Source organism: Marinoscillum furvescens DSM 4134, from assembly GCF_003386095.1.
GTDB classification, from domain to species: Bacteria; Bacteroidota; Bacteroidia; order Cytophagales; family Cyclobacteriaceae; genus Marinoscillum; species Marinoscillum furvescens.
Genome location: NZ_QREG01000004.1, coordinates 165,062 through 189,881, shown reverse-complemented (window position 1 = coordinate 189,881; position 24,820 = coordinate 165,062). Strand labels below are relative to the sequence as shown.

Here is a 24,820-nt window from a genome sequence, read left to right as displayed (position 1 = left end):
TGCACCCATGGTGTCAGGGAAAATCATTGAATCGATGAAAAGGGAGATCTTAGAAGAGACTCTTCAAAGACCGCCCTATTCGAACCTACCTATTGCTTTCGGTGATCAATAGCTAGTCCGTAAACCCACACATCTTTCACGAAGATTTCTACGTCACCAGAGCCATCGATTTTCCATCGTTTCACGCCAGTAACTTCTAGTGGATTGGTTTCAGGGTCTGCATTATCAGGTGCACGGTAGCCCCAGTATACATAACCACCCTCTGCATCTACAGCGATACCTGTGATACCTGTAAGCTCATTGTCTCCCCCTTCAGAGTGCAGCTTAGAGTCGTCGATCAGCTCTATGTTGGAGCCATCCAGATCAGAACGGTACATACCGATAGCCAGCTCAGAATTTACTTTATTGATAGAGAAATATATTTTCTGATTAGTCTCATCGATTGCGAAGGCTCTCACTGCCTCAGTAGTAAGTACACCACCTAGCGCAGGCACAGTTTCAGTTTGCCCTATGTCACCAGCCTGGAATCTCCAAAGACCTTTGTGGTTAGAGTTTTTGGCCCACCAGAATTCTTCTGATCCGTTGTTGTCCCGTACGTGGAACGTACCATTGAGCGCACCCCATCCGTAGGTAGGACCTCCGTCAGTTCTCCATGCAGAATAGTAACCAAGGTCAGCGTTTTTCACAAAGTATGGGTAGTCTGCAGTAGTGTAAACGGCGTCTTCGAGGGTTACATCGATAGCTGTCACACCGTTTCGTCTGTCACCGAAGTAGATCTTAGAAGAAGTTACGTCTCCAAAGAATGGATCTGTGGTGTAATCTCCTGAGCCCCCTGCAAAGTCGAGGTGTGTTTTGTAGTCAGTAGGATCGTCCAAACCAGCACTGAAGATTTTACCATCCGCTTTTGCTGCCTCATCACTAGAGAATTTGATTCCTAATCCTGCTTCAAATACATAAACACGCTCGTTAGCTACACGTACGGTCAATGGGTGAGCGCCGGTAGGCACGTTCATTTCTTCCTCAGCTTTATCAAAACCAGAGTAAAGCTTTTTGGTATACAAAGCACCTTTGGCACCGCTGAAATCTACCACTGAGAAGATCAGCGTTTTAGCCAATTGCCCTTTTACGTCCACCTCGGTAGAACTTGTAAGCTCAGTAGAACCTACCGTAGCAGTCAATGACACGGTGACTTTGCCCTCAGCAGTGAAAGTCACCACAGGGCTCTGCACCGTACTTTTACCATCGGTGAGGTCGTCACCTTCTGCCGCAGCACCAAAATCCCACGCGAGAGATACGGTCTCACCGTTTGGATTGTAAACCTCAGCTGTAAACGTCACTTCAGATCCAGCTTCCACTGTTTCCGGGCTGTAACTGATCACAGGCACAGGATCACCTACCGTGATGGTTTTGGTAGCCATTAGCTCTTCGTACCCATCCACCATCAGGGTGATGCTGTACTGTCCAGCTGCTTCAAAAGTATACGTAGGATTTTTGTCTGTAGATGTACCACCATCACCAAACTCCCAGGCAAATTCGGTACCGCCTGTAGAAGCGTTGGTAAAGGTCACCTCCTGCCCTGCTTCGGGATTTTCAGGAGCAAATGAGAAAGCTACACGAATGTCAGGAATGGTCTCGCCATCTTCCTTACATGACATCACTAGTGCTAGCGAAAGTGCGAGGCAAAGAGTGCCCAGCTTTCTTAAATGAGTAATAACACGTTTCATAAAAATGTAGGATTAGTTGAAAATTAGAAGACTAAAAATGATCGCCTGGACTCATTGTACTCCCCAGTGGAGTTGGTAGCCCTAAAAGCGAGGGTAATTGCATATTCAGATGTAATGGAGTAGCTATCTCCTACCAGTTCTTTGGCTCCAATCTGAGCCAGACCAGCCTCCATGGCTGCTCGTCCGTCTGTAGTAAGAAATCCACTCTCTGCATAGTGCCCATCAAACTCGGCCTGAGTCATGACCTCATATTCGAGCATCAGCTCATTGAGGGTAGCACGGCTGAGGTTGGAGGTATAATGACTGTACATATCTGCCAGGTAATTTTCAGGCGCAGCTGCCAGATACTGATCTGCAGTGAGCTCGTCACTACCAGCTGTTGCATTGTCATATGCTTCCTTGATGTCGTAAGAGATTGAGCGTTTGTAGGCAGAAAGCTCCGGGTCCCAATCTGCAAAGTCAAAGTTGTAGGTGGAGACTTCTGTCCAGTCCTGAAAATCCTCATTTTCGCTGGTGCTGAACTCCACACCTTCTACGGTCACTATATACTCTCGAGTGACAGTCACATAGTCCCATAGCCCGAGGTAATCAAATCGATCATCCAGCGACCAGTACTGCACCTCCAGGTCTTTGGTAATGCCAGCCTGCAGGCTCGGCGCAAAAGTTTCCAGGTATACGTTGGCCACTATGCTGCCGTCAGTAGTGCCCAGCTCATTGAAGATATTGTTGGTCTCGCATGCCGCTGCCACCATCAGTATGCCTGCAAAAAGTAAGTTTCGTAATGTATTCATCAGTTGTACTTTTCTTTCAAATAATGATTGCTATCACTGCCCGGTCCACCAGAGTGGTACTTTGAGCCAATCGGGGTTTTGATATGCTCCTAGTCTCTCTAGCTCTGGCTTGTTGTAGATCTCTTCGGTCTGATTGTCGTATGCCAGGCGCTGGATCCATTCGGTATCATCATCGTCTGACCAGAAAGACGCCAGATTTTCCGGACGGGTAAGGCCTACATACACCTTAGGGTCGTACTGGTAGCGGCGCATGTCTACCCATGCCTCAGCCTGGAGGTATAGGGCCAGCCACTTTTGCATCATGATATGGGACAACTCCAGGGAAGCCGCGTCCTGAGCCACCATATCACCCGCCATAAATGTGTCTATATCTGATTGCTCTACACCTACACGAGCCATATGCCGACGGATACCTGCCTGGTAGGCAGCAAGCGCCGTAGCCTTGTCGCCGGACTGAAAAGCTGCCTCCGCTTTGATGAAGTGGAGCTCCTCCTCGGTCATGAAGTACTGCGGAGAATCATCGCGCGTCATGTAGCTCCCGAAAAGGTTCGGGTAAAATTCGTTTTCAGCCAATGCATCTTTGCCTTCACTGGTGCGCACCACCAGGTATCCATGATCAGGATTGGGGGTCATCAGCAAAGGCTGACGAGGGTCGCGAATGCTGTCATTTTCACGGTCATAGCCCATTACCACATCCACCAGATAAGGGGTAGGTGCGCTGGTTCCAAGAATGTTTGGCACGTAATCCCAATCAGGACGAGCACGTGAAGGTCCCCAGGGGTTCATAAACCACGGTGAGGGAGACTCTATGTATTGATACTCCGGATCAACCCAGGTTGCCTGCGCAGCTTCTACTGCGTCGATTACTGCCTGGAAGTTTTGATTGATGTTAGGCGTGAGGTGCAGAAGCAATCGCGCTTTGATGCCGTATGCCAGTCCCAGCCATGCATCCAGGTCGCCTCCATAGAGGTAATCTTCCTCCGGTTTGATGGAGCGGTCTGACTCATCACGGATCGTTAGCAGCTCAATGGCTTCATCGATTTCGGCCAGCATACCTTCATAGATAAGCTGCTGCTCATCATATGGAGGAGAAGGATTTCCTTTTAATGCCTCTGTGTAAGGCATGTCGCCAAACAGGTCAGTAGCCGTCTGCGTAGTAAGCACCATCATCGTGTGCCCAATACCTTCATAGTTTTCCGATTCTTCCGCTTTAGCAGTTAAGATCAGGTTGTTGGCATTGCTTGCTACATCGTGAAAATGTCTACGAAACAAGCCTACACGGGTCACCGAGCGGTAATCCCACCGATCCTTTACCGCACTAAAGCCCGAAAGCGTCGCAATCTGCTGTGCAAAATAAGCTGTGGTTTCGCCTTGTTCGTAGCAGTTGATGGCCATCAGCCCGGTTACCGGATTGAGCAGGTAATTGGGTGTACTGGCACTTGGCTTGTCCTCATCTACGTTTACATCCAAAAACTCGTCACAACCAAAGCCTACCAGAAGCAAGGCTGCGATCAGTATGTTTTTTACTTTTAAAATCATGATTTTCTGAGCTTTCATAGGTGATTAAAAAGTGGCCTTGAGTGAGAAAGTGATTCCCTGCGTAGTAGGCACGTTGAAGTAGTCGAGCCCGACCGTACCTGCCCCGCCAATAGACGAGCCGTTGTAGTCGTTTTCAGGATCTCCACCTGAGTATTTGCTAAGCATGAAGAGGTTTCTGCCCGTCACGGTAAAGTTGAGGCGCTGCATGCCCAGACGTTCGGCCATATCATTGAAGTCATAGCCCAGTGCGATATAGCGCAGCTTTACCCAGGAGCCATCCTCTACGAAATTTTCACCTACCGAACGGTAATCGAATCGGAAGTAGTTATAGTCCAGAATGACTTGCTCCTCGTTTTGCACAAATCCTTCGGGGGTCTCCACCACACCGTTGAATGTATAGGCTTTGTTTCGCCATTCATCGAGCATCTGATGGGTGCCTCTACTCATCATAGCACTGGAGGTCGCGTTGATTACATCGCCTCCTTTTCGGATATCGAAGAGAAACGACAGGTTAAAGTTTTTATAGTTGATGGTATTGGTAATACCCATCAGCCAATCGGGCTCCCGATCACCGAGAAACACTTTTTCCTGAGAGACCTTGCGATAGCCTTCCTCATCTACGATGTAGTTGCCTTCCTCATCTTTACTGTAAGTACCCCATCGTGGAAAACCATATTCATCGATCACCACATCACCATTTTCATTGCGCAGGTAAGGCACACCTTCTATGGCATAGAGTGGCTGATCTAGTAGAGCAATGGGGCGTGCTTCGTTTAGAATCTGACCAGAAGTCACAGGAAGTCGTGAGATGTAGGCTGGCAGATCTGATAGTTTCGAATTGTTGCTAGAAAAGTTGAGTGAGGTATTCCAGGTGAGGTCACCTTTTTTGAGCACTTTGGCATCCAACACCACTTCCCAACCCTTATTGGTCATGGAACCCGTGTTGAATGTTTGGATCACCCAACCTGAAGCTGTAGAGATTCGGTTTTGAATGATCATATCCTTGGACTGAATGGTGTACTTGGCCACATCCAGATTGAGCCTTCCGGTAAAAAATGAGAGGTTCATACCAAACTCCGTAGACTCAATTCGTTCAGGTTTTAAGAAAGGGTTGCCCGCATAGTAATCATGCTTGTAACCTCCTCCGTGTCCGGGGTACTGCTCCAGCACCACACCCAGGCTTTCGGGGTTGGCATCTTGCCCAGAAGCCGCCCAGCTCGCTCTTAGCTTTCCAAATGAAAGCACTTTGGTATGAGAACCAGTCAACAGCTCGGTGAAAGTGAAACCTGCAGAAAGTGATGGATAGAAAAAGCTCCTGCTGTGCCTGGGTAGTGTAGAAGCCCAGTCATTTCTACCTGTCACCCCTATAGAGGCAATGCCCTTGTAGCTCAAGCGTGCCTCACCAAACACCCCCACGATGCGTCGCTGTGTAGTGTTTTGGACAGGAATCAGATAGGGTGCACTTACATTGTTAATACTGTGCAGGTTGGGCAGCAAAAAATCTACTCCTGAAAATGAGGTGGAGCGCGCACTGGTCATATCCACATTATGACCAGCGAGCAAGAACACATCCCAATCCCGCACAAATGTTTTCTCATAAATGGCCGTAAGCGTAGAAGTCATTCGCTTTACATCCTTTTCAGACTCATAAATACGTCCGTTGTAATTGGTTTCAGACCCAGAACTCTCAGGCACAGTGACACGCTTGTAGTACTGGTTGGACCTATCCATACCTATTCGGTAGTTGACCTTTAGTGATTCCAGCACGTCCCAGTCGAAAAAGACCTGACCGATAGTGCGGTTGATATCATAGGTAGGCAGATTGTTATTAACACGCCAATACGGATTTTCCGGGTTGTTGTAGATAGGATCCAGACTGGGGATCAACCAGTTTTTCTCGCCATTTGGCTTGATGTAGTCCGCCATGTTGTTGTCCCGAGGCCAGTTAAATACCTGGTACATACTACCACTGCCTCCGCGTGTGTTCTTGGAGAAAATATTGTTTACCGAAGTGGTCACTTCCAGTTTTTCATGCACCTTCATCGTGCCTTTGAGCATCAGATTGAAGCGATTGTACGATTCACCGGGTACGATTCCCGTCTGGTTGTTGTTGGAAGCCGACAGGTAAAAAGTAGAAGACTTATTACCTCCATTGATGCTGAGGTCATATTTCTGCTGTACGCCTGTCTGGAAAAACTCGCCCATGTTGTCATACACATCATCCGAACTGGTAAAGGCCGGCCCCCAACTCAGGGAGTATTCGTCATCAGCCACTCCATTGAGTCCGCGCCCATAGGTGCTCTGCACGCCGTGTGTTTTAAACACCTGATCAAAGGCTACAGTAGAACCCACATTTACTTGAATTTTCCCTTCTTCACCTGTCTTGGTAGTAATGATTATAGCACCATTACCGGCCCCGATTCCATAGAGGGCTGCAGCGGTAGGGCCCTTTAGCACGCTTATGGATGCAATATCTTCCGGGTTGATGTCCATCAGGCGGTTGCCACTGCCCTGAAACGTAGAATTGTCTACGATCACCCCATCAATGATGAAAAGTGGTTCGTTGCTGCGGTTTTCACCTATAGAAGTCCCTCCCCTGATCACAATGGAAGAAGAAGAACCCGGAGAACCACTAGAAGATGTTACCTGTACTCCTGCGATTTTTCCTTGCAGGGAATTGACCACATTTTGTTGCTGGGTGGCGGTAACGTCTTTGGCCTTGATGTCTTGCACCGCATAGTTCAGTGCACGTTTATTCTGACTACCATTGAGGCCCGTCACTACTACTTCTTGTAGCTCGGTGAGGTTCATTTCCAGCGTGACATCTACATTGGTAGCATTCCCGATGGGTACCTCCTTGGCATCATACCCTATAAAAGAAAACACCAACGTTTTGGATTTTGGATCCTCCACGGTAAGTGAGTAGTTTCCTTCCAGGTCGGTGACCGTTCCGTTGCTGGTTCCTTTGATTAAAACTGTAACTCCTGGTAAAGCATCATTTGCCTCGCCATCCGTAACCTGCCCTTTGATCGTGACACTCTGTGCCAGCACCTGCCAGGCATTTACAAGCAGGCAACATGTAAAAAATATTCGTACCATTCAATTAACATGTATAAACCGTCAAACAATGGCAGTAAATTAAGCAATATCATGCAATTATATGCAGGTTTTGTGAAATATCATCTCTAAAACACGCATTAAACCTGCAAGTAAATCCATTATTTGTTTAGTAATAAGCAATACCTGGGGGAGAAACTGATAACATTTTCAATGAATCAGCAGTTACACTGATTAAACCATAAAAAAACGGCACTATTTGAAATCAAACAGTGCCGTTTTTTGCTACTATAATTAAAGAATGATTTATTTCGGTGGCTTCACCTTTATAAATCTTACGAACGTAGGCTCACTTTCATTGCTCATACGATCCAAAGCCGTGATTGCATAGGTATATCTCTTGCGTTTTCGTGCAGTTTTATCGAGGTAAAACGGCGAACTAGAAGGAACTACCCGCAGTATATTCTCCGGATCGTTGAAATCCCCGATGCGCTTGCCATCAAACCGGTAGATCACGTAGTTTCGGGTAGTAGAGTCTTCAGTGTTCCAGCTGAGCAATACGCCCGAAGGATCATTTTTGATCACCAGCTCCGTGGGAGTAGCAGGCGCACTGCTATCCAGCCACGGCATAGTAGGCACCAACGCAGGTGTTCGGTAAAAATCACCCCTAAGCCGATCTGTGATGCCCAGCTCGTTATTAAAAAATGACTTGGAACTGAAGTAAGCACCCCCCAATACATTGGGCAACTCTCTGGAAATCTTTATCTGCTCTGGAAGTTCTTCGGGGTTCATCCACGCACCATCCTCGCGCTCGCTACCCACACGATATACTGCGTGGCCTACATACAAGTGCCCCATATAATCGAGAGCATTCCACCATTTCAGTACTTTGGTGTAAGAAAGCTTGGGATGCTCCCGGTGCAAATAAAGCTGAGGAAGTATGTAGTCGATCCATCCTTCATCCATCCATTTGAGCACGTCGGCAAACAAATCGTCGTAGTTGGTCTGACCAGCTTCTGAGTCCGACCCACGAGGATCATCGGCAATATTGCGCCACACCCCGAAAGGACTGATTCCAAACTTCACCCAGGGCTTCACGGCCTTAATGGTGTCATTGAGGCTTTTGATAATCTTATTGACGTTTTCTCTGCGCCAGTCGTCTTTGGTCTCCTGGGTATAATCAGTACCGTAGCTCGCAAATGACAAGGAGTCTGGAAACTCCACTCCCGCAATGCGATAAGGGTAGAAATAATCATCAAAATGTACCGCATCGATATCGTAGCGATCTACCACATCAGCTATTAAACCTACGGTATAATCCTGCACCTCGGGAATGGCCGGATCGAAATACATCCGATCGCCATACTGCACAAACCACTCGGGCTTTTCATAGAAAATATGCGTGCTGTCTTCTGGCATTTCCTCCAGATCCACGATAGCACGGTATGGGTTGAACCACGCATGAAACTCCATCCCCCGATCATGCGCCTCATCCACCATGAAGGTAAGTGGGTCATAATACGGATCAGGTGCGAGACCACTTTCGCCTGTCAAATATCTGGACCAGGACTCCACTCCGTCGGCATAAAATGCATCGGCAGAAGGGCGCACTTGCATGATAACGGCATTCATGCCGTTCATCTGATGAAAATCCAGCAGGCGGCGGTACTCTTCTTTTTGTTGGCGAGTAGTGAGCCCCGGCTTTGTCGGCCAGTCAATGTTTTTAACAGTGGCTACCCACACCGCCCTAAACTCTCGCTTAGGATTTTGCGCAGCACCTATCAGACTCGTCAATAGTAAACTAAAGATTAAAAAATGTCTCATGATTAAAGCGTATTAATGATTGATTGAAAGTCCGGAACCTGCACTCCACGAGGCTACATCCACCGGCAATCGGCCGTGCATGGAAATATGCCCCTGTAGTGCTTCCAGCATATATTTTTGCGTATAGTGATTTTCCTGATAGGCCAGCATAATGGAGGCACATTGCTCCAGCTCTGGCAAGCTTCCCAGTGCGTAGGCATTACCGAAAAACACGAGATGCACTCGGTATTTTGACACCAGGGCACGAACTGCATTTAGCAACTGGTCATTGAGTCCGAAGTTGCCGGGAGCCTTAAGCCGCACGTCATGGATGGCCAGCATTACCTCTGCACCTTCCTTGATTTCAGGCATAGTGAATGGCGCTGAACTTCCCGCAAACCGGCACTCAAATCGCTGACACTGCGGATAGGCTGCCATCCACCCAGCATCAAAAACCGGCATCTTCTGGCTACGCTCACTGCCTTTGGTAGTGGTATGGTGAGCCAACGCCCCCTGCTCTACCTGCTCACCTTCCCCAAAAAAGGAAAAAAGCGCCTCTAAAGCTTGCCCATCAGCCAGTTCACGTTTAGGGCAGGTAATGGATGCTGCAAACAGCTTTTCATTCAACTCCGAAATCCCTGTATTTACCTCCTCAACGATATTTTCCAGGTCCACCGACTCATAGCTGGAGAGCCCCATCCAGTATTTAAACAAAAGCTGTTTGTAGACTCGTTTGTCGATTGATTCTTCAGCAATGCGACCATCTTTTACGGCCTGAAGCATCGCCTCTACAGTGACAGCCACATCACGCACAAAGAGTAGCACATCATTTCCCGCGAGGAATGCCTCCACCTCAGCGCCACCAGGCGGAAAATGATCAGCTACCGCTTTCATATCCAGCGCATCAGTCACTACCAGTCCCTTAAAGCCCATCTGCTCCTGCAGCAGTGTATGCACAATTTCTTTGGCCAATGATGAGGCACGCTTATCATTTTGCAGTACTGTAACCTGCAAATGCCCCGTCATCACAGCCCCTACACCTTCTCTAAACAGATGAGCGAAGGGCTGAAGCTCGGTAGCTTTCAGTTCGGCCAGGGACTTATCAAGCACGGGTAGGGCCAGGTGAGAATCCACAGCTGTGTCTCCATGCCCTGGAAAATGTTTGGCACAAGCCAGCACCTGCTCAGACTGCATGCCCTTCATATAAGCCGTAGCACGCTCCTGCACGGCTTCTACTTGCTGTCCAAAAGATCGAAAATTGATCACCGGGTTGGCCGGATTGGTATTGACATCTATCACTGGGGCATGGTTAAGGTTTACACCCAGGCGACGCATTTGCCGCCCTACCAGCCTGCCCATTTCTTCTATCAACGAAGGGTCAGCTACCGCTCCCAGTGTCATCTGATAGGGAAAAGCCTCCACCCCATCGAGCCGCATGCCCAGCCCCCACTCGCCATCTATCGAGATCATGACTGGCACTTTGGACACCTCCTGACAGGCATTGGTCAGCACAGCCTGGCGCTCAGGGTCACCCTGAAAAAAAATCACGCCTCCTACTCCATATTCCTGGATTGTTTTTAGCAGCTGTTCGTCATGAGCCGCACCTCTATTTGACCATGCAGCCATGTGTATCAGCTGACCTATCTTTTCTTTTAGCGAAAGCGAAGACAGCATACTTGCAGCCCAGTCATGTGCGCTGTTGTCGATTTTTACGGGTATATCCATCACTTCCTTCATGCCTCCTCTTTTTTACCAAAATCCGCATCTATCTGTAGAAAACGTGTAACCACAAATGATGGAATGGTAGCAATCACCACCCATACAAAAAAGTACTGATAACCGATAAGCTCCTGAACCCAGCCACTTATCATACCGGGCACCATCATGCCCAGCGCCATAAAGCCTGTAGCCAATGCATAGTGCGCCGTACTAAACTGCCCACGGGCGATGTATATCATGTAGAGCAGGTATCCTGCAAAACCAAAACCATACCCAAACTGCTCCACCACTACCGCAGCAGTCACCAAAAAGAATGACTCAGGCTGCGCAAAAGACAGGTAGATATACACAATGTTAGGCAAATTGATAGCGGCTACCATCCACCAAATCCAGCGCTTGAGCCCATCGCGTGATGCCACAATACCACCGAGTATACCACCAAGGGTAAGTGCTATCACACCAAAAGTGCCATAGACCACCCCTACCTGCTGGGTACTGAGTCCCAATCCTCCTACGGAGCGTTCGTCGAGTAAAAAAGGAGACGCCAGCTTCACCAGCTGCGACTCTCCCAGCCTATAACACATCAAAAAAGTAATGGCTATGCCTATTTGTGGCTTTTTGAAGAATGCAGCCAGGGTTTGAAAAAAGCGTTTGAAGACTTCCCCGGGCTCTTGTACGGTAACTTTTTCATCTTGCGAGGGCTTCGGAAGACTCCATCGGTGATAGAAAAAGAATAACAGGTATAACACCGCCACTCCACCAAACACGGCACTCCACGCACCCTGTATAGTAGGCAATCGTTCTTCAAGATACCCAGCCACTACCACTACAGCTCCCTGCCCGGTGATCATGGCCACCCGATAAAACGTACTGCGTATACCGATAAAAAACGCCTGATCTTTAGACGGAAGCGCCAGCAAGTAAAAGCCATCAGAAGCAATATCGTGGGTAGCCGAACTAAAGGCCATCAGCCACAGAAATGCCAGTGAAAGTTGGAAGAAATTATCCATAGGAATGGTCAAAGCCACACACGCCAGCGCTGCACCCAGCAAAAACTGCATGACCAATACCCAGGTGCGACGTGTAGAAAACATCTCCACAAACGGGCTCCACAGTGGCTTGATCACCCAGGGAAGGTACAGCCAGCTGGTATAGAAGGCGATTTCGGCATTGGAGATGTCGAGGTTTTTGTACATGATGACAGATACAGTCATGACGATCACATAGGGCAAGCCCTGTGAAAAATACAGACTCGGTATCCATCGCCACGGATTTGCTTTGGTGGCAAAAGGTCCCATTCTATTGTTGTTTACTTCAAAAGATCCCGGTATATACCAGGATCGGATTTATCTATAAGTACTGCGTCTACTACGCGTTTGTAAAAATCTACCGGCCCCACTCCACCAATGATCGCATAAGAATAGCCTTCGGCTTTCATAGCATAGAGTGCTTCTAATAGCAGCGCCTTACCGATGCCTCTACCCTGATAAGTATCCAGCACTCCAGTAGGCCCAAAAAAATTGACAGCTGTAGTATGATAGCACGCAAACCCTACGAGCTGCTGTCCATGATATGCTACAAAAATTGTCGCTGGCGTTTTACCAAATGCAGCTCGGCATTCGCTTTCCCATAGCGAACCAAAATGCTCTCCTACCCATGAAGAAACATTTTCCAGCTCAGGAGCTATGGCGCGCTTGATGCACACTTCTCCGTCTGTCCATTTACCTACAGGGTAGTCAGGCAAATCATATAACCGCACCAGCATGTCTTGCATTTCTAAAAAGTTATAATACTTGTAATCCGCGTTTGCGGTAGGCAGCCAATAAACTGCTTTCAGGATCTACCTCCGTAACGAGCGTATTGATTTTCTCCAGTGGACACACCAAAAAGCGCTGTTTAGTATCTATTTTTTCTGAAGTAGACATGATTACCACCTTATCTGACACCCCTACAATCGCCCGTTTCAACTGAGAAACTTCCCAGTCTATCTCCATCAGTCCAGCGTCGATATCCAGGCCACTTGAACCCAGGAAACAGGCATCAGCGCGAATTTTTGAGATGTACTGGATCATATCCAGACCTATCGTCACCTGCGCTCGCTTCATGAGCTTACCTCCAAAGAGAATGACATCAATTTTTGGATGCTCAGAAAGACGCATCGCTATTGGCAAACTGTAAGTAAAGACCGTCACGCCCAGATCTGGCGGCATCAGACTAACCAGCTCCAGGTTGGTAGTACCGCCTCCGATAATCAGCACATCATTGTCTTCGATAAGCTGCAGTGCCTTTTTAGCTACCTACAGCTTTTTGTCATGATCGTAAATCTCGTTTTCCTTGTATGCATACAGGTTTTGCGAAGTGATAATCGCACCTCCATGCACCTTGAGGAGCTTGCCCTCACTCGCCAGCTCTTTGAGGTCGCGCCTGATTGTATCTTCCGATACGTTGAGCTGCATGCTCAAATCCGATGAAAGTACTTTTTTATCTTCTTGTAGCTTACTGAGTATGAGTGCCTGGCGTTCTCCTTTGAGCATGGTTTTAGTCGGTATTGCTTATTTATGCGTGTTTTCGAGACTAAACTACGAACAATCTTGCGCTTTTTTGCGCTTTTAAAACAAAAAATATCCAAAAATGTGGATTTTTTAAACATTAAAGGAGAAAAAGGCCTTCCCGAACAATTCTTGCAAACAGGCAAATAGACGCAATATATTATTTGATTCACGAAGAGAACCGAATGAAATAGCTTATTGGCTTAGGCTTTGCATGCCATGTATTGCCAGATCAGCAACAGCCCACCAATGAGCGATTCCACCAAAAAAAGAAAGGCAGCACCCGAATGGACACTGCCTTTTTACCACTAACAAACTAACTCTTGTCTATCCTGCATGCATGGCTTGCTTGTAATGCACTTCAGGAAGCTCACGAAGCGTTTTGGCAGCCATTTCTGCGGTAATGTCTCGCTGAGGATTGGCAAACATTTCATAGCCAACCATGAATTTCTTCACTGTAGCCGAACGCAACAGTGGAGGGTAAAAGGAATAATGAAAGTGCCATCCGCTGTAATCTTGATCATCGGTAGGGCGCTGCTGCATGCCTGCCGAATACGGAAAGGAACACTTGAATAAATTGTCGTAGCGAATAGTGATTTTTGACAGTATCTCTGCGAAAGCGAGTTCTTCCTGCTCGGTCATGTCTGTCACGGCCTGAAAATGCCTGCGAGGAACGATCATGGTCTCGTAAGGCCATACAGCCCAAAATGGCACCAGACAAACGAAGTAGTCATTTTCACACACGATGCGCTCTCCCGCTTCCAATTCCTGGAAAAGGTATTCTCCTAAAAGAGATTTGCCCGTTTCGGCAAAATGTTTCACCTGCGTAGCTGTACGTTTGGCTATTTCATTGGGCACGCTGCTCTGCGCCCAAATCTGCCCGTGAGGGTGTGGGTTGCTACACCCCATGATAGGTCCTTTGTTTTCAAAAATCTGGACATTGCTGATCTGTGGGTCTTTGGCCAGGTCTGCAAACTCCCGCTTCCACACTTTCACTACCTGAGCAAGTGCATCTACACTCATCTCTGGCATAGTAAGCGAATGGTCTGGCGAAAAACAGATCACTCGTGCAGTACCGCGCTCTTCCTGTACTCTAAGGAGTCCTTCGGACACCTCTGCAGTACCCTGGTCTTCCATCAGTGCGGCAAAGTCATTTTGAAAGACAAACGTATCCTTATACTGTGGATTCACAGCTCCTCCCATGCGTTCATTTCCCGGACACAAGTAACATTTGGGATCATACTGTGGTCGCTGCTCTTCATCTACATCTTCCACTTTTCCCTGCCACGGACGCTTGGTACGGTGAGGCGATACCAGCACCCACTCATCTGTAAGGATGTTGTATCGCTTATGCGGCTTTTCGAAGTTGGTACTAGGCATGTTGTACTTGGTTTATGAGCTGCACACCATCTGAGATTTTTACAGAGATTGGCGTGATCGATTTATCAAATTTTTGCTGATATGCTGCATTGAGATCGGCAATGAATGCTTCTTCACTCTCGGCTTTCACCAGGTTGATGGTACAGCCACCAAATCCTCCTCCCATCATGCGGGCACCCAGCACGTCTTCACGGCTGTTGGCAAAGTCGGCCATAAAATCTATCTCTGGACACGAAATCTCGTACTCGTCGCGCATTCCTTGCTGAGCACGCTTCAGGATTCCACCTATGGCTTCCAGGTCGCCGTTTTCCATGGCTTTGGTCATGGTTTCCACGCGCTTATTTTCTTCTAATATGTACTTGCATCTACGAAAAACCACTTCGCTCATCTCCTCTTTGCAGGCATCGAGCTGCTCCAAAGTGACATCCCTCAGACTGTCTACTCTAGCGAGTTTCTCATTGATAATAGATACGCCTTCTTCACATTGCTGTCTGCGCACATTATACTCTGAGCTAGCCAGGCTATGGCTCACATTGGAATTGCAGAGCACCAATGTATAGTCCTCCAGAACGATGGGAAAATGACGGAATTCAAGGCTCTCACAGTCGAGCAGTAGTGCCTCATCCTGCTTGCCCATGAGACTGGCAAACTGATCCATGATGCCACACATCACACCGGCATAGTTGTGTTCCGCCTTTTGAGAAATCTGAGCCATTGCTACACGCTCCAACCCAAACCCAAAGAGCTCATTGAGCCCGAAACACACTCCACACTCTAGTGCAGCTGATGACGACATTCCTGACCCACGTGGCACATCACCACTGAAGACCAGATTAAATCCCTCAACTGTCTTGTCTCGCTTTTGAAGCTCTGAGACTACCCCCATTACGTAGTTTTGCCAGGCGCCCTGCTCTAAAGGCTTGATATCAGCAAGAGCTACCTCATATTGCTGGTCCATATCCAGTGATATAAACTTGCAGGTGCCAGCATCTTCGGACTTACCGATAGCAAAATAGGTCGCATGGGCCACTGCCGCAGGTAGCACAAAGCCGTTATTATAGTCGGTATGCTCGCCGATCAGGTTGATACGGCCGGGAGCACGTACGAGCAAGGGTTGCCCTCCGAAGTTGGCTTCATATGCGCTGGTTACAGCCTTGATTAGTTCTTCGTTCATCTTCTATTCTTCTTAAAGACCAGTAAACCTAAAACTAGTCATGTTTATAAACGTAAATTAAACGCTTATTATCAAAAAAGAAAAATATCGCCCAAAAAATGTTTTCAGTGCAAGAACAGCTCCCCTACTTCTTTCGTATTTCTACACCCGCTTTTCATTGCATTATTCTCTGCTAAGTAAGCGAGGTATTGAAAGTCCAAACTATTCGTTTTACCTTCATATGCATGAAATACATCAACCACATTACAACACTCGCACTGCTGGTTTTGGTGGCTTGCCAGAGCAAGCAACAGTCCAGCGAAAACACCGAAGAAGAAACCCTGACACCTCAGCTCTCGCTAGTTTGGGAGAGTGACACACTGCTCACGACCTGCGAGTCGGCATTGTACCACGGAGAATCCGCCACCATCTACGTAGCCAATATCAATCAAGGCCCGTGGGAGAAAGATGGAAATGGCTTCATTTCCAAACTCGACACGAATGGAAACATCCTGTCGATCAAATGGGCTGTAGGGCTCCATGCACCGAAAGGCATGGGCATCCATGATGGTAAACTTTATGTAAACGACATAGATGATATTGTGGAGATAGACCTGGCCACGGGCTCTATCTCCAACACCTACACCCTCCCTGACAACCCTCAACTCAACGACCTGACTATAGGAAAAGATGGAACGGTGTATGCCTCCGGATCTAACTCCAACAGTATCCACGTACTTCAGAATGGGGAGATTGTAGCTACTCATGGTCTGGATTCCGTACAGCGTCTAAACGGACTATTGGCTACCGATAACGGCATGTATTTTCTGGATTTTAAGGGAGGGGCATTTGGTCTGCTAGACCTGGATGCTGGCACTACCTCTACGGTAGCCACTGGCATCACGCAGGGCGACGGTATCGTACAGCTACCAAACAATGACTTCATCACCAGTGCGTGGGGTGGCCAGCTCTTTTATATAGAAGGTAAAACCGGCAAAAGCACGTTACTTCTAGATACTCGAGAGCAGTCTATCAATGCTGCGGATATCGATTACATATCAGAACAAAACCTGCTGCTGGTGCCCACCTTTTTCCACAACCGGGTGATGGCCTATCGGGTGGAGTTTTAGGGTGAGAAAAAACAAGCCTATTCATTGATCGGATCAATGAATAGGCTTAAGTGATTATCTAGATTTAATGAATTTTAAAACCTCAGAAGAACCACTAGCTCGTTTTACCTCTACCAAATATACTCCGTTTTTCAGATGGCCAATATCTATGAATGACATGTCTTTTTCCAGGTAAACACGTATATCCAGAACCTGACGCCCATCCGTCCTAAATAGTTTAATCTGGTCCTTACTGATGCAGCATCCAGATAGCATGAGTCGATCACCTGCCGGATTGGGATATACCTCCATCGTCAATTCCTTTTTTTGGGCTACAGCTTTCCTACTGCCACTACCACCGTAGATAGCCCCACCTGATGGGCCGTTGTATTCCGCCTCAAAGTTGGCCGTATGGTCATAAGTACGCCCAGCAGCCACTGCTTCCTTTTTTCCATCTATCGGCCCGGCATATACTACCGCTCCTGCACCATCTTGCCCGGGGTATAGCACTGCGCCACCGTGATTGTTTTCCACGCATGTGTTGTTATAAATGTAATTATCTGCCAATGACATGTTGTGCTGAGTAGACCAGGTCCCCATTATGGCATAGTATCCTGTAGGCATATCTGCAGGTAGCGTAATAGTATTATTTTCTATCAAATTATTACCAGCGTCTTCGGCATGAAAACTCACCTCCTGCTGGAAGACATTGTCGTATACGACATTGTATTGTGATGAAGGTCCCTGCAAAGAAATATGTCTGATTTGTGTGACCGTACACTCAGTAATTAGATTGTCTCTTCCCTGGATAAAAAAGTACCCATTAGCTCCCCCTCCTTTATTGAATGCTCCTTTGATATCAGTATTTCTTATAGTGATATGGTGAGAATCATTAGAAATATTAATGGGGTGTCGTCCGCTATTATTAATAGCCACATTGTCTACCCAGCAATTATTCGATTCGTTGATTTGAATACTGATATTTGTAACTGCTGGCAGCTCGTTACAAGTGCTACAGCCCCATTTGTTGGTAGGTGTAACGTAGTATGTGCCGTCACCTACAGGAAACCGACCACTAATGGTCATACGGTAGATACCGCAATTACTGTCTTTGTACATAGAAAAGGCATTACCGGTATTGAATTTAATCAGCACTTTTACGCCGGACTTACTTTGCCCAACAAGGGAAACGCCTGACGTCATGTTTACCTGTCCTGTGAGATTGTACCATCCATCTGGCAGATACACCCAGCTTTTACCCTGAGAGGCTGCAGCATCTATAGCTGCCTGTATCCCCGCATTGGTCTTCGTGGTAACGGTGACAGAGTTACCTGAGGTAAACGACCCTGGGAGTGACGGTATGCCACCAGCAACTCCTGCGTCATTCCATCTGTCAATTTTGGCAGAAGGTATGTTGGACAATTGAGCAGACAGGTTAATAGTGAGAAAATAGAAAACAATTCCAACCAGCAGTTTAGGTAGTTTTTGTACGTGGTTCATGTGCTTAATAGTTTGATTTGAATGGATAAATAATTCAAGCAATGAACTATCAATACACCATTTTCCTTTGACTGATTGTACAGAAAACTGTCAATATCGTACCTAAACAATAGCTTGAGAGCCCTCATTTACGTTGCCTCAACTTCACTCACGCTACAAATGCAAAAAGCCGCTCATGTACTTCATGAAACGGCTAATCGACTGACATCAACTGAATGAAGTTTCTTAATTCTTCAGATAAGTAGGAATTTTCATTCCATTTTGCTGTTTTTGGTATAGGAACAAGGAAGCAGGAGCCACATGTTTTCCCCAGGACTCTACCTTGCCTACGCTTTCTTTCACAAAACTGGTTCCTTCCCCTTTGTAGCCTACTATCACCGGGTTTACAGCTGTTAGTGGACCATAGAGCTCATCTGGTTTGTCTTCATACAAATCCCAAAAATCGAATCCAGGTCTGGGTCTTGCGGTTTGCTCAAAATTCCATAGCACCAACCCGCCCATGTGGTTGGGCAAATTGCGAAAGCTCGCACCATGACTGGCCCTACCCACACTATCACCATCGAACCCAGCCATTACGCATTGGTCAAAAAGTGTATTTCTTGGAAAATCACCGTGCAGATCGATACCACGATTGATTCCTTCAAATTTATAAATTACACTACCCACAGAGCGGTGAGAAGCATTAGGGCCATGCCAGGCATTGGCCTGATCTTCACAGTATGCCATCAGTGAACGCGTACTGGCGTGAAACCCAAAACTAGAATGTCCACCATTGCCTTTTACTTTACAATGTAAAAACGTACCACATAAAGATGAGCTGAAGCTTGCTGCAGCACTGACATCACTAAAGGATACATGCCTGATCCAGGAGTTGAAGGTACGAACCATAGCGATTCCGGTAAACCCTGAGTCATGCAGTGCATTTTTATGGTGTTCAAAACCTTCATGAAAGTTTCCAATGAAATGCAATTGCTCAACTCCACATTTTTGTAGCAGCTGAATCTTTTTTATCTCCCATGGATCGCTAGCGGAAATAGCCAAAGTAACAGGCGCATGCAAAACAACCCTATTTCCATCCACTGCTTTCACCTGATGAATTTCATCCACTGCGGCCCCTCGTTCGTTGATGCGACTCCAAATAGGCCTGGTTTTCTTGCCTTCTAAGAGCTGCTCATTGAGAAAGGTCCCCACTGCCGATATTGTAATAAAATCCCCAGCTTTCACTTTCGGCTCTCCGACAAATTCCAAATGATCCTGCCCCCGCGCTACATCTTTTGCCAAACTACCTGCATCTTGTTTCTTGGAAGATGCTCTAAACTGAATCATGGCTGGAGTGCTGTACATTTTGGAAGGGTCTGCAGGCTCTAGCTGCCACGACATGAACAGCTCGGTTCCTTCAGGACCATCTCCTGCTCCTCTTAAAATAACATTGTCAGCTTCAATAATTAGTCCCTGCTGGTTTCCTTTTTGTTCGTTTAGCAAATACCTGCCGGGCCCAAACAAAACAATCCCGCCATTAGCCTCTGCTGCATCTATTGCCGACTGGATCGCTTTAAAATCAGAATTGGCATCATTGGCTATGGCTCCAAAGTCTTCTACACGAAAAACCTGCAGCCCATTACCCTCTGGCAACTCCCCCTGTCCAAAGTCATAGCCTGCGTAAGAAAAATCTGGCAAGCCATCTACGTGAATGCCCCTGGCTTTATCTCCCTGATCATTTTGTGCGCCAGAATGCGAGCTACAGGAAACACTCAGCACACTTACCCAAACCAGGAAACAAACTATTTTACTCATGATATTAATATTTTTAGTGTTCTACTTTCGTCTAGTTTTATTCACGTCTTACTTTCTGATCAGCAGGTAGCTTTTCACCTGTGTGGGCTCATTGACCTTTAGGAGATAGCTTCCTGCGCTTACTCCAGATAAATCTATCTGGCTTTCTCTGGCCTTATGTACAGACTGATACACCAAAGTACCCGCCACATCATATACCGCCACAGTATGGGGTACCTCCGTGAGCACCAAAACCTTCTGGTTAGTAGGATTAGGATAGATCAATGCACGCTCTTGTTTACTTTGACTTCCAAGCGCCTGGATCACCGAAAAAATAACAGAATCTTCCGCTAAAAGGCCGCTTTGATCTATTGCCTGGACTTTAAGCGTATGCGCTCCTATACTCATCGCATGGAGCGCTGGAAAAGACGTATCGTGTGACCAGCTGAAAGGTGAATCGCTTTTAGTATCGAGGGTTTCACCATTGAGGTATAATGTAGCTTTTTCCATTTCACCAAAATCATCAGAAATAACAATCTCCAGAGGAATCTCCTCTCCTAACTGGTATGTACTGGATGTAGGATTTGTGATAGATATGTTGGGCGCATCATTCATGAGTACATGAATGATGCGTTGTGAAGTAGCGCCTTCCGTATCCTCTGCTACGATTTTCAGAATCTGGGCACCCTGCAACCCAATCAGGGCACTGATGGTATCTGCATGCTCCCACCCAAATGGTTCTTCCTGTTGGTAGTCCAAGAGTTGGTCATTTAGGTAAAGGCTGACACTTTTGAGGTCACCATCATCCGAAATATACGCACCCAAACCCGTCAGCTCATATAGCCGACTACCACTTACCGGTTCCGTTACACTGATCAGCGGAGCATCATTTGCATTACGCAAAATTCGAACCTGGTGAGAGGACTGCTGCTGACTGTTATCATAGGCGGTAATCTTGATATCGTGAGCCCCTGAAGAAAGCAATCGCAAAGCACTTAACTCCTCTCCCCATTCATATGGAGGATGCGTAGCAGTAGCTACCCATTTGTCATCTATGTATAGTTCTACTGAATCAATTTTTTTATCATCTATCGCGGTAGCGTGTACTTCTACTGATTCTCCTTCGCGAAAATTGAACGAGTCGTACAAGTTTTTAAAAGTCAAAACAGGTGGAGCGTCTAACTGCTGACCTAAAGTAGTCCAGCTAATGTTATCAAATGAAACTGTTTTAGCTACATCCCCTTCATCCACACTGGCATTGCGTATTTCTATGACAAACTCCCCCATTATTTGAAGATCAGACACCTTCACCTGGTATTTGTCATAACCAGATTGACGATGGGAGTGTACCAGCTGTTCATTTACATAAACTTCTATAATTCGCTCACTGTCATCAAACTTATTGATGCACTCAAACGACAAATCCTTTAGCCCACCTAAAAGTGTTCCAGACCTGATACCGGTCTGTTGTTTTTGAAAGTAGACGCCTTTACCATCTAAGTCTCCGTTCACTCCCTTCGCATTTACTGACCAAACCCATCCATCATCTCCCACGAATGACGATTCACCCCACCCACTCAACTCCATGTTCGTAAAGGTCTCAGTATAACTATCGGGAAGCACCACAGGGTCAACCACCTCGATATTCAATACGCGGGTGGTTTTAAGCCCTTCATCATCTTCAGCCACAGCCACAAGTTCATGCTGCCCCAGGTCGAGTGTGGCTAATGCTCCTTCATTATTCCAGACGTATGGAGGGTGGGATTTTACACCCACCAACTGTGAGTCCAGGTAAAGGTGTACTTCATTGATCAAATATTCATCATAGGCCTGAAGCTGGATCAGAACTGGACTACCATAAAGCAGCTGAGAAGTGATCGGCTTGATAAACTGCAACCGCGGGCTTCTCGCCAGATGACTTATTACGGTAGGGTTAGCACCTGAAACGGCATAGAGGGTATTACCTTTAGGCGGAACCTCCGAAAGCACAGGGAAATTGCTGATATGGTCTTCGGGAGTTTTACCAATCCTGACAGGCCCTGAATAGACCACCGATGGGTCAGACCATGGCGTATTCGACCCAAAGTTATGGTTGAGTTGGAGGCATTGATTAGCAAAAAGATAGTTGGGGTGATGCGATACTTCGTGCTGAGAAGACCAGGGGCCCATAATGGCAAAATAGTTGGGAGCATTGGTATTGACTTCCGGGTATGGCCCTCCGGCCTCCACGGGTGGCATATCTGCCGGAAGTGTGATGCGATTACCTTCTATCAGGTTATTGCCATTGTCACCAGAGTGAAAACTGACCTCCTGGTGGAAGTTATTGTCATAGACCACATTGTACTCCACCTCTGCGCCTTGCAATGAGATATGTCTGAGGTGTGTCATCTCACAGCCTGTGATGAGATTGTCAGGTCCCTGGATAAAAAAATACCCCTGAGCACCTCCAGCCTTGCGGTGTGCGCCCTTTACTTTTAAGTTTCGAAATGTCGTATGTGCTGCAGCGCAGCGCATAGGATCTTTGCCACTATTGTAGATGTTCACCTCATCCAGCCAGCAATCTACAGACCCTTTAAATTTCACTGCAACATTCTCATTGTCGGGCATTTCGTCATTTTCTGAAAGGCTATAGTTCCAATCGTATCGTGGCGTGCCCCACCCCCCCTGGATGGTCATCCGATAAATGCCTGACCTGTGTACTCCAGAGAAGTGAAACCCAAAGCCATTTTTAAAATCGATGGTGCACACAGTACCGGACCTACTTTCGCCTATGAGGGAGACGTTCGACCGCATGGTCACTTCTTCTCGAATGTCATATTCACCATTTCTTAGCACTACCAGCCCGAGCTCCCCTTCCTTCAAGAGCCCCGACACTTCTTTGATTTTATTGTTGATATCCGAACTGGTACCCGGCTCCATACTCCTGACCACATCAAATGTCTCTGGAAAGGGAATTCCACCCCTTACACCTGCTTTTGCCCACCTTTCCATCTGTGGAAAAGCAGTCTTATTGGCATTTATCACAGCGTAATCAGGCACAACCCCAGGGTCACCAGCCTGCATCTGAGCGAAAACAGCAGAGAAGTGCAGCATACAACATGCTAATACCAGAACGGACTTTAGACATTCGCTATAGCCACTACTCATGCTAGTTATAGTTTAGGTATTCTTTAGCTATACCTCGCTCTACCCAGGAATCGTTGGTGGTCACTAACAGGTCCGCAAGCTTTGTCTTGAGATCTTTTAGAAGCTCTTTGTCCAGCTGTTCTGGCGCGATTCGTTCGAGTTGATAAGGGTCCTTTTCATTGTCATAGCAAAATACATTCTTGGCTTTGCCTCCCTTTTCTTCCACTACAAAAGTATACCTCCCAGTAAATACACCTCTGTACTTATAGCTCATGATCAGCGCTGCTTCTGGCTTAGGATTTGTTTCTTGAGCACTGACGACCAAATCCGAAAAGTCTTCGCCCTGTACACTCTCAGGTATTTTATTTTCCAGTCCGGCAAGCCCTAGCAGAGTAGGCATTACGTCTGGCACACTCACGATTCTGTCCTCCACTCTGTGTTTGAGCCGGTCTCCCCATTTGATCATAAACGGGATGTTTAGCGACTCCATTTCGGGATAGTTTTTCCCCTGCTTGCCATGACTACCTAGCATTTCTCCATGATCAGACGAGAATACAATAATTGTATTATCATCCAGATCCAACTCTTCCAGCTTGTCCAAAACTCGCCCGATGTAGTAGTCTACGGCCGATACATTGGCAAAATAATAAGGAGCGTAATGCCCTACTTCATGGTCGGCATTTTCGTGAGTAAGAAGCTTGTCGAGATTAGGTGTGCCATTTTCAGTGTACTGGTCAAAGTATTCCATTTTGGTGCTTTCTTCGGTCCAGGGGTTATGAGGGGGGTTTAGAGACCACATCATGAAAAATGGCTTCTCAGGATCACGCTGTTTATGCGTCACTTCCAGGTATTTGATAATGGCTTCTGACTCTATTTCTGCATTGAACCTACCAGGCATGTGCTGTTCTCCATCAGACTTACCATCTATTAGTTTTGGGTCAGATGAATACACATAAGGATCAAAATGAACATCCTTGATCACCTGATACATATAGTCGATTCCATGTCTATCTGGTCCTGGTGGCACATAGGTATCATAATCGTTGATATAATGACCTCCTGGAGGCAACGTGGAACCTACGTAAGTTCCGTGTTCATCAAAAAGCGGATCGTTCTTAAGCCAGTGCACTTTTCCAAAATAGGATACGTCATATCCATTATTGGCAAAAACATCCGTCACACCTTCTATGTCAGACTTGAGTGAAGCCTTTCGGTCCTTTCGGCAGTTAGCCTCTACTCCGTTGTTGTTAGGATACATACCAGATATAAGCATGGCTCTGTATGGACTACAAAGTGGAAAATTGCTTAGCGCCTGACTAAAAACGACAGCTTCTGAGGCAAATTCATCCAATGCCGGCGTAACTACCGGATCCCCTTTTCCCTGTATTTTGCCTTCATATTCAGGTTTGGACCAGATTCCAAGGCTGGCATTTCGGTATTGGTCAGGAAAGATAAAAATCACGTTGGGTCGGGCATCGGTACTGCTTCCTCCAGTTTTGCTTACGTTGCATCCCTGTAACAATGTGATTAGGAAAAGACTTAGAAAAAATAGTGGTTTGTCTGCTTTCATAGTAAATGGAACCCTTTTCAAAAAATG

The 24,820-nt window shown here is 46.9% G+C and carries 16 protein-coding genes and 1 pseudogene; 1 reads left to right on the top strand and 16 read right to left on the bottom strand.

Translation table 11 applies throughout. The annotated features are described in order from the left end of the window. Nucleotides 1–89: 89 nt before the first annotated feature. The 12 genes and pseudogenes from C7460_RS06340 to galK form a co-directional block, all read right to left on the bottom strand. Nucleotides 90–1,724: a PKD domain-containing protein gene (locus tag C7460_RS06340; RefSeq protein ID WP_115867249.1), complete on the bottom strand. Its 1,635-nt coding sequence runs from the start codon at nt 1,722–1,724 to the stop codon at nt 90–92. 23 nt (nt 1,725–1,747) lie between these two features. After that, nucleotides 1,748–2,515, bottom strand: a complete 768-nt coding sequence (locus tag C7460_RS06335; protein WP_115867248.1) for a hypothetical protein — start codon at nt 2,513–2,515, stop codon at nt 1,748–1,750. A 33-nt stretch (nt 2,516–2,548) separates the two neighbouring features. Next, nucleotides 2,549–4,072: a SusD/RagB family nutrient-binding outer membrane lipoprotein gene (locus C7460_RS06330; protein ID WP_115867247.1), complete on the bottom strand. Its 1,524-nt coding sequence runs from the start codon at nt 4,070–4,072 to the stop codon at nt 2,549–2,551. A gap of 6 nt (nt 4,073–4,078) precedes the next feature. After that, complete coding sequence (locus C7460_RS06325; RefSeq protein WP_115867246.1) at nt 4,079–7,153, bottom strand: SusC/RagA family TonB-linked outer membrane protein; 3,075 nt, start codon at nt 7,151–7,153, stop codon at nt 4,079–4,081. A 264-nt stretch (nt 7,154–7,417) separates the two neighbouring features. Continuing rightward, nucleotides 7,418–8,935, bottom strand: coding sequence for a glycoside hydrolase family 10 protein (locus tag C7460_RS06320; protein ID WP_221409463.1), 1,518 nt, complete (start codon nt 8,933–8,935; stop codon nt 7,418–7,420). 12 nt (nt 8,936–8,947) lie between these two features. Then, nucleotides 8,948–10,651 carry a glycoside hydrolase family 3 protein gene (locus tag C7460_RS06315; RefSeq protein ID WP_115867244.1) on the bottom strand — a complete coding sequence of 568 codons (1,704 nt, stop codon included), beginning with the start codon at nt 10,649–10,651 and terminating at the stop codon, nt 8,948–8,950. Continuing rightward, the gene (locus tag C7460_RS06310) at nt 10,648–11,931 is read right to left on the bottom strand and encodes an MFS transporter (RefSeq protein ID WP_115867243.1); all 1,284 of its coding nucleotides are present in this window, start codon (nt 11,929–11,931) and stop codon (nt 10,648–10,650) included. The genes C7460_RS06315 and C7460_RS06310 overlap by 4 nt, the downstream gene beginning before the upstream one ends. A gap of 11 nt (nt 11,932–11,942) precedes the next feature. Next, a complete protein-coding gene (locus C7460_RS06305) occupies nt 11,943–12,407 on the bottom strand; it encodes a GNAT family N-acetyltransferase (RefSeq protein WP_115867242.1) in 465 nt (154 codons plus the stop codon). Between the two features lie 10 nt (nt 12,408–12,417). After that, a pseudogene (locus C7460_RS24020) lies at nt 12,418–12,918 on the bottom strand (DeoR/GlpR family DNA-binding transcription regulator); the annotation flags it as partial. A gap of 12 nt (nt 12,919–12,930) precedes the next feature. Continuing rightward, nucleotides 12,931–13,167: a DeoR family transcriptional regulator gene (locus C7460_RS24015; protein WP_221409461.1), complete on the bottom strand. Its 237-nt coding sequence runs from the start codon at nt 13,165–13,167 to the stop codon at nt 12,931–12,933. Nucleotides 13,168–13,509: 342 nt separating this feature from the next. Beyond that, nucleotides 13,510–14,562 carry a UDP-glucose--hexose-1-phosphate uridylyltransferase gene (locus C7460_RS06295; RefSeq protein ID WP_115867241.1) on the bottom strand — a complete coding sequence of 351 codons (1,053 nt, stop codon included), beginning with the start codon at nt 14,560–14,562 and terminating at the stop codon, nt 13,510–13,512. Then, entirely contained in the window at nt 14,555–15,736 is a 1,182-nt protein-coding gene (galK, locus tag C7460_RS06290; protein ID WP_115867240.1) for a galactokinase, read from the bottom strand. Before galK ends, C7460_RS06295 begins: the two co-directional genes overlap by 8 nt. A gap of 224 nt (nt 15,737–15,960) precedes the next feature. Between galK and C7460_RS06285 the strand changes: the two genes are divergently transcribed. Then, on the top strand, nt 15,961–16,845 hold the full coding sequence (locus C7460_RS06285) for an NHL repeat-containing protein (protein ID WP_115867239.1): 885 nt from the start codon (nt 15,961–15,963) through the stop codon (nt 16,843–16,845). Nucleotides 16,846–16,899: 54 nt separating this feature from the next. Here the strand turns inward: C7460_RS06285 and C7460_RS06280 are convergent, their stop codons facing one another. The 4 genes from C7460_RS06280 to C7460_RS06265 form a co-directional block, all read right to left on the bottom strand. Continuing rightward, nucleotides 16,900–18,324: a T9SS type A sorting domain-containing protein gene (locus tag C7460_RS06280; RefSeq protein WP_115867238.1), complete on the bottom strand. Its 1,425-nt coding sequence runs from the start codon at nt 18,322–18,324 to the stop codon at nt 16,900–16,902. Nucleotides 18,325–18,549: 225 nt separating this feature from the next. Next, nucleotides 18,550–20,118 carry a DUF4955 domain-containing protein gene (locus tag C7460_RS06275; RefSeq protein WP_115867237.1) on the bottom strand — a complete coding sequence of 523 codons (1,569 nt, stop codon included), beginning with the start codon at nt 20,116–20,118 and terminating at the stop codon, nt 18,550–18,552. A 48-nt stretch (nt 20,119–20,166) separates the two neighbouring features. After that, entirely contained in the window at nt 20,167–23,244 is a 3,078-nt protein-coding gene (locus C7460_RS06270; RefSeq protein ID WP_115867236.1) for an Ig-like domain-containing protein, read from the bottom strand. Nucleotide 23,245: 1 nt separating this feature from the next. Then, on the bottom strand, nt 23,246–24,793 hold the full coding sequence (locus tag C7460_RS06265; RefSeq protein ID WP_115867235.1) for a sulfatase family protein: 1,548 nt from the start codon (nt 24,791–24,793) through the stop codon (nt 23,246–23,248). Nucleotides 24,794–24,820 lie beyond the last annotated feature (27 nt).

What these genes read in the sequence shown, in the direction of transcription:
- C7460_RS06340 (WP_115867249.1), bottom strand. Translation starts at nt 1,724, where the DNA reads ATGAAACGTGTTATTACTCATTTAAGAAAGCTGGGCACTCTTTGCCTC.
- C7460_RS06335 (WP_115867248.1), bottom strand. Translation starts at nt 2,515, where the DNA reads ATGAATACATTACGAAACTTACTTTTTGCAGGCATACTGATGGTGGCA.
- C7460_RS06330 (WP_115867247.1), bottom strand. Translation starts at nt 4,072, where the DNA reads ATGAAAGCTCAGAAAATCATGATTTTAAAAGTAAAAAACATACTGATC.
- C7460_RS06325 (WP_115867246.1), bottom strand. Translation starts at nt 7,153, where the DNA reads ATGGTACGAATATTTTTTACATGTTGCCTGCTTGTAAATGCCTGGCAG.
- C7460_RS06320 (WP_221409463.1), bottom strand. Translation starts at nt 8,935, where the DNA reads ATGAGACATTTTTTAATCTTTAGTTTACTATTGACGAGTCTGATAGGT.
- C7460_RS06315 (WP_115867244.1), bottom strand. Translation starts at nt 10,651, where the DNA reads ATGAAGGAAGTGATGGATATACCCGTAAAAATCGACAACAGCGCACAT.
- C7460_RS06310 (WP_115867243.1), bottom strand. Translation starts at nt 11,931, where the DNA reads ATGGGACCTTTTGCCACCAAAGCAAATCCGTGGCGATGGATACCGAGT.
- C7460_RS06305 (WP_115867242.1), bottom strand. Translation starts at nt 12,407, where the DNA reads ATGCAAGACATGCTGGTGCGGTTATATGATTTGCCTGACTACCCTGTA.
- C7460_RS24015 (WP_221409461.1), bottom strand. Translation starts at nt 13,167, where the DNA reads ATGCTCAAAGGAGAACGCCAGGCACTCATACTCAGTAAGCTACAAGAA.
- C7460_RS06295 (WP_115867241.1), bottom strand. Translation starts at nt 14,562, where the DNA reads ATGCCTAGTACCAACTTCGAAAAGCCGCATAAGCGATACAACATCCTT.
- galK (WP_115867240.1), bottom strand. Translation starts at nt 15,736, where the DNA reads ATGAACGAAGAACTAATCAAGGCTGTAACCAGCGCATATGAAGCCAAC.
- C7460_RS06285 (WP_115867239.1), top strand. Translation starts at nt 15,961, where the DNA reads ATGAAATACATCAACCACATTACAACACTCGCACTGCTGGTTTTGGTG.
- C7460_RS06280 (WP_115867238.1), bottom strand. Translation starts at nt 18,324, where the DNA reads ATGAACCACGTACAAAAACTACCTAAACTGCTGGTTGGAATTGTTTTC.
- C7460_RS06275 (WP_115867237.1), bottom strand. Translation starts at nt 20,118, where the DNA reads ATGAGTAAAATAGTTTGTTTCCTGGTTTGGGTAAGTGTGCTGAGTGTT.
- C7460_RS06270 (WP_115867236.1), bottom strand. Translation starts at nt 23,244, where the DNA reads ATGAGTAGTGGCTATAGCGAATGTCTAAAGTCCGTTCTGGTATTAGCA.
- C7460_RS06265 (WP_115867235.1), bottom strand. Translation starts at nt 24,793, where the DNA reads ATGAAAGCAGACAAACCACTATTTTTTCTAAGTCTTTTCCTAATCACA.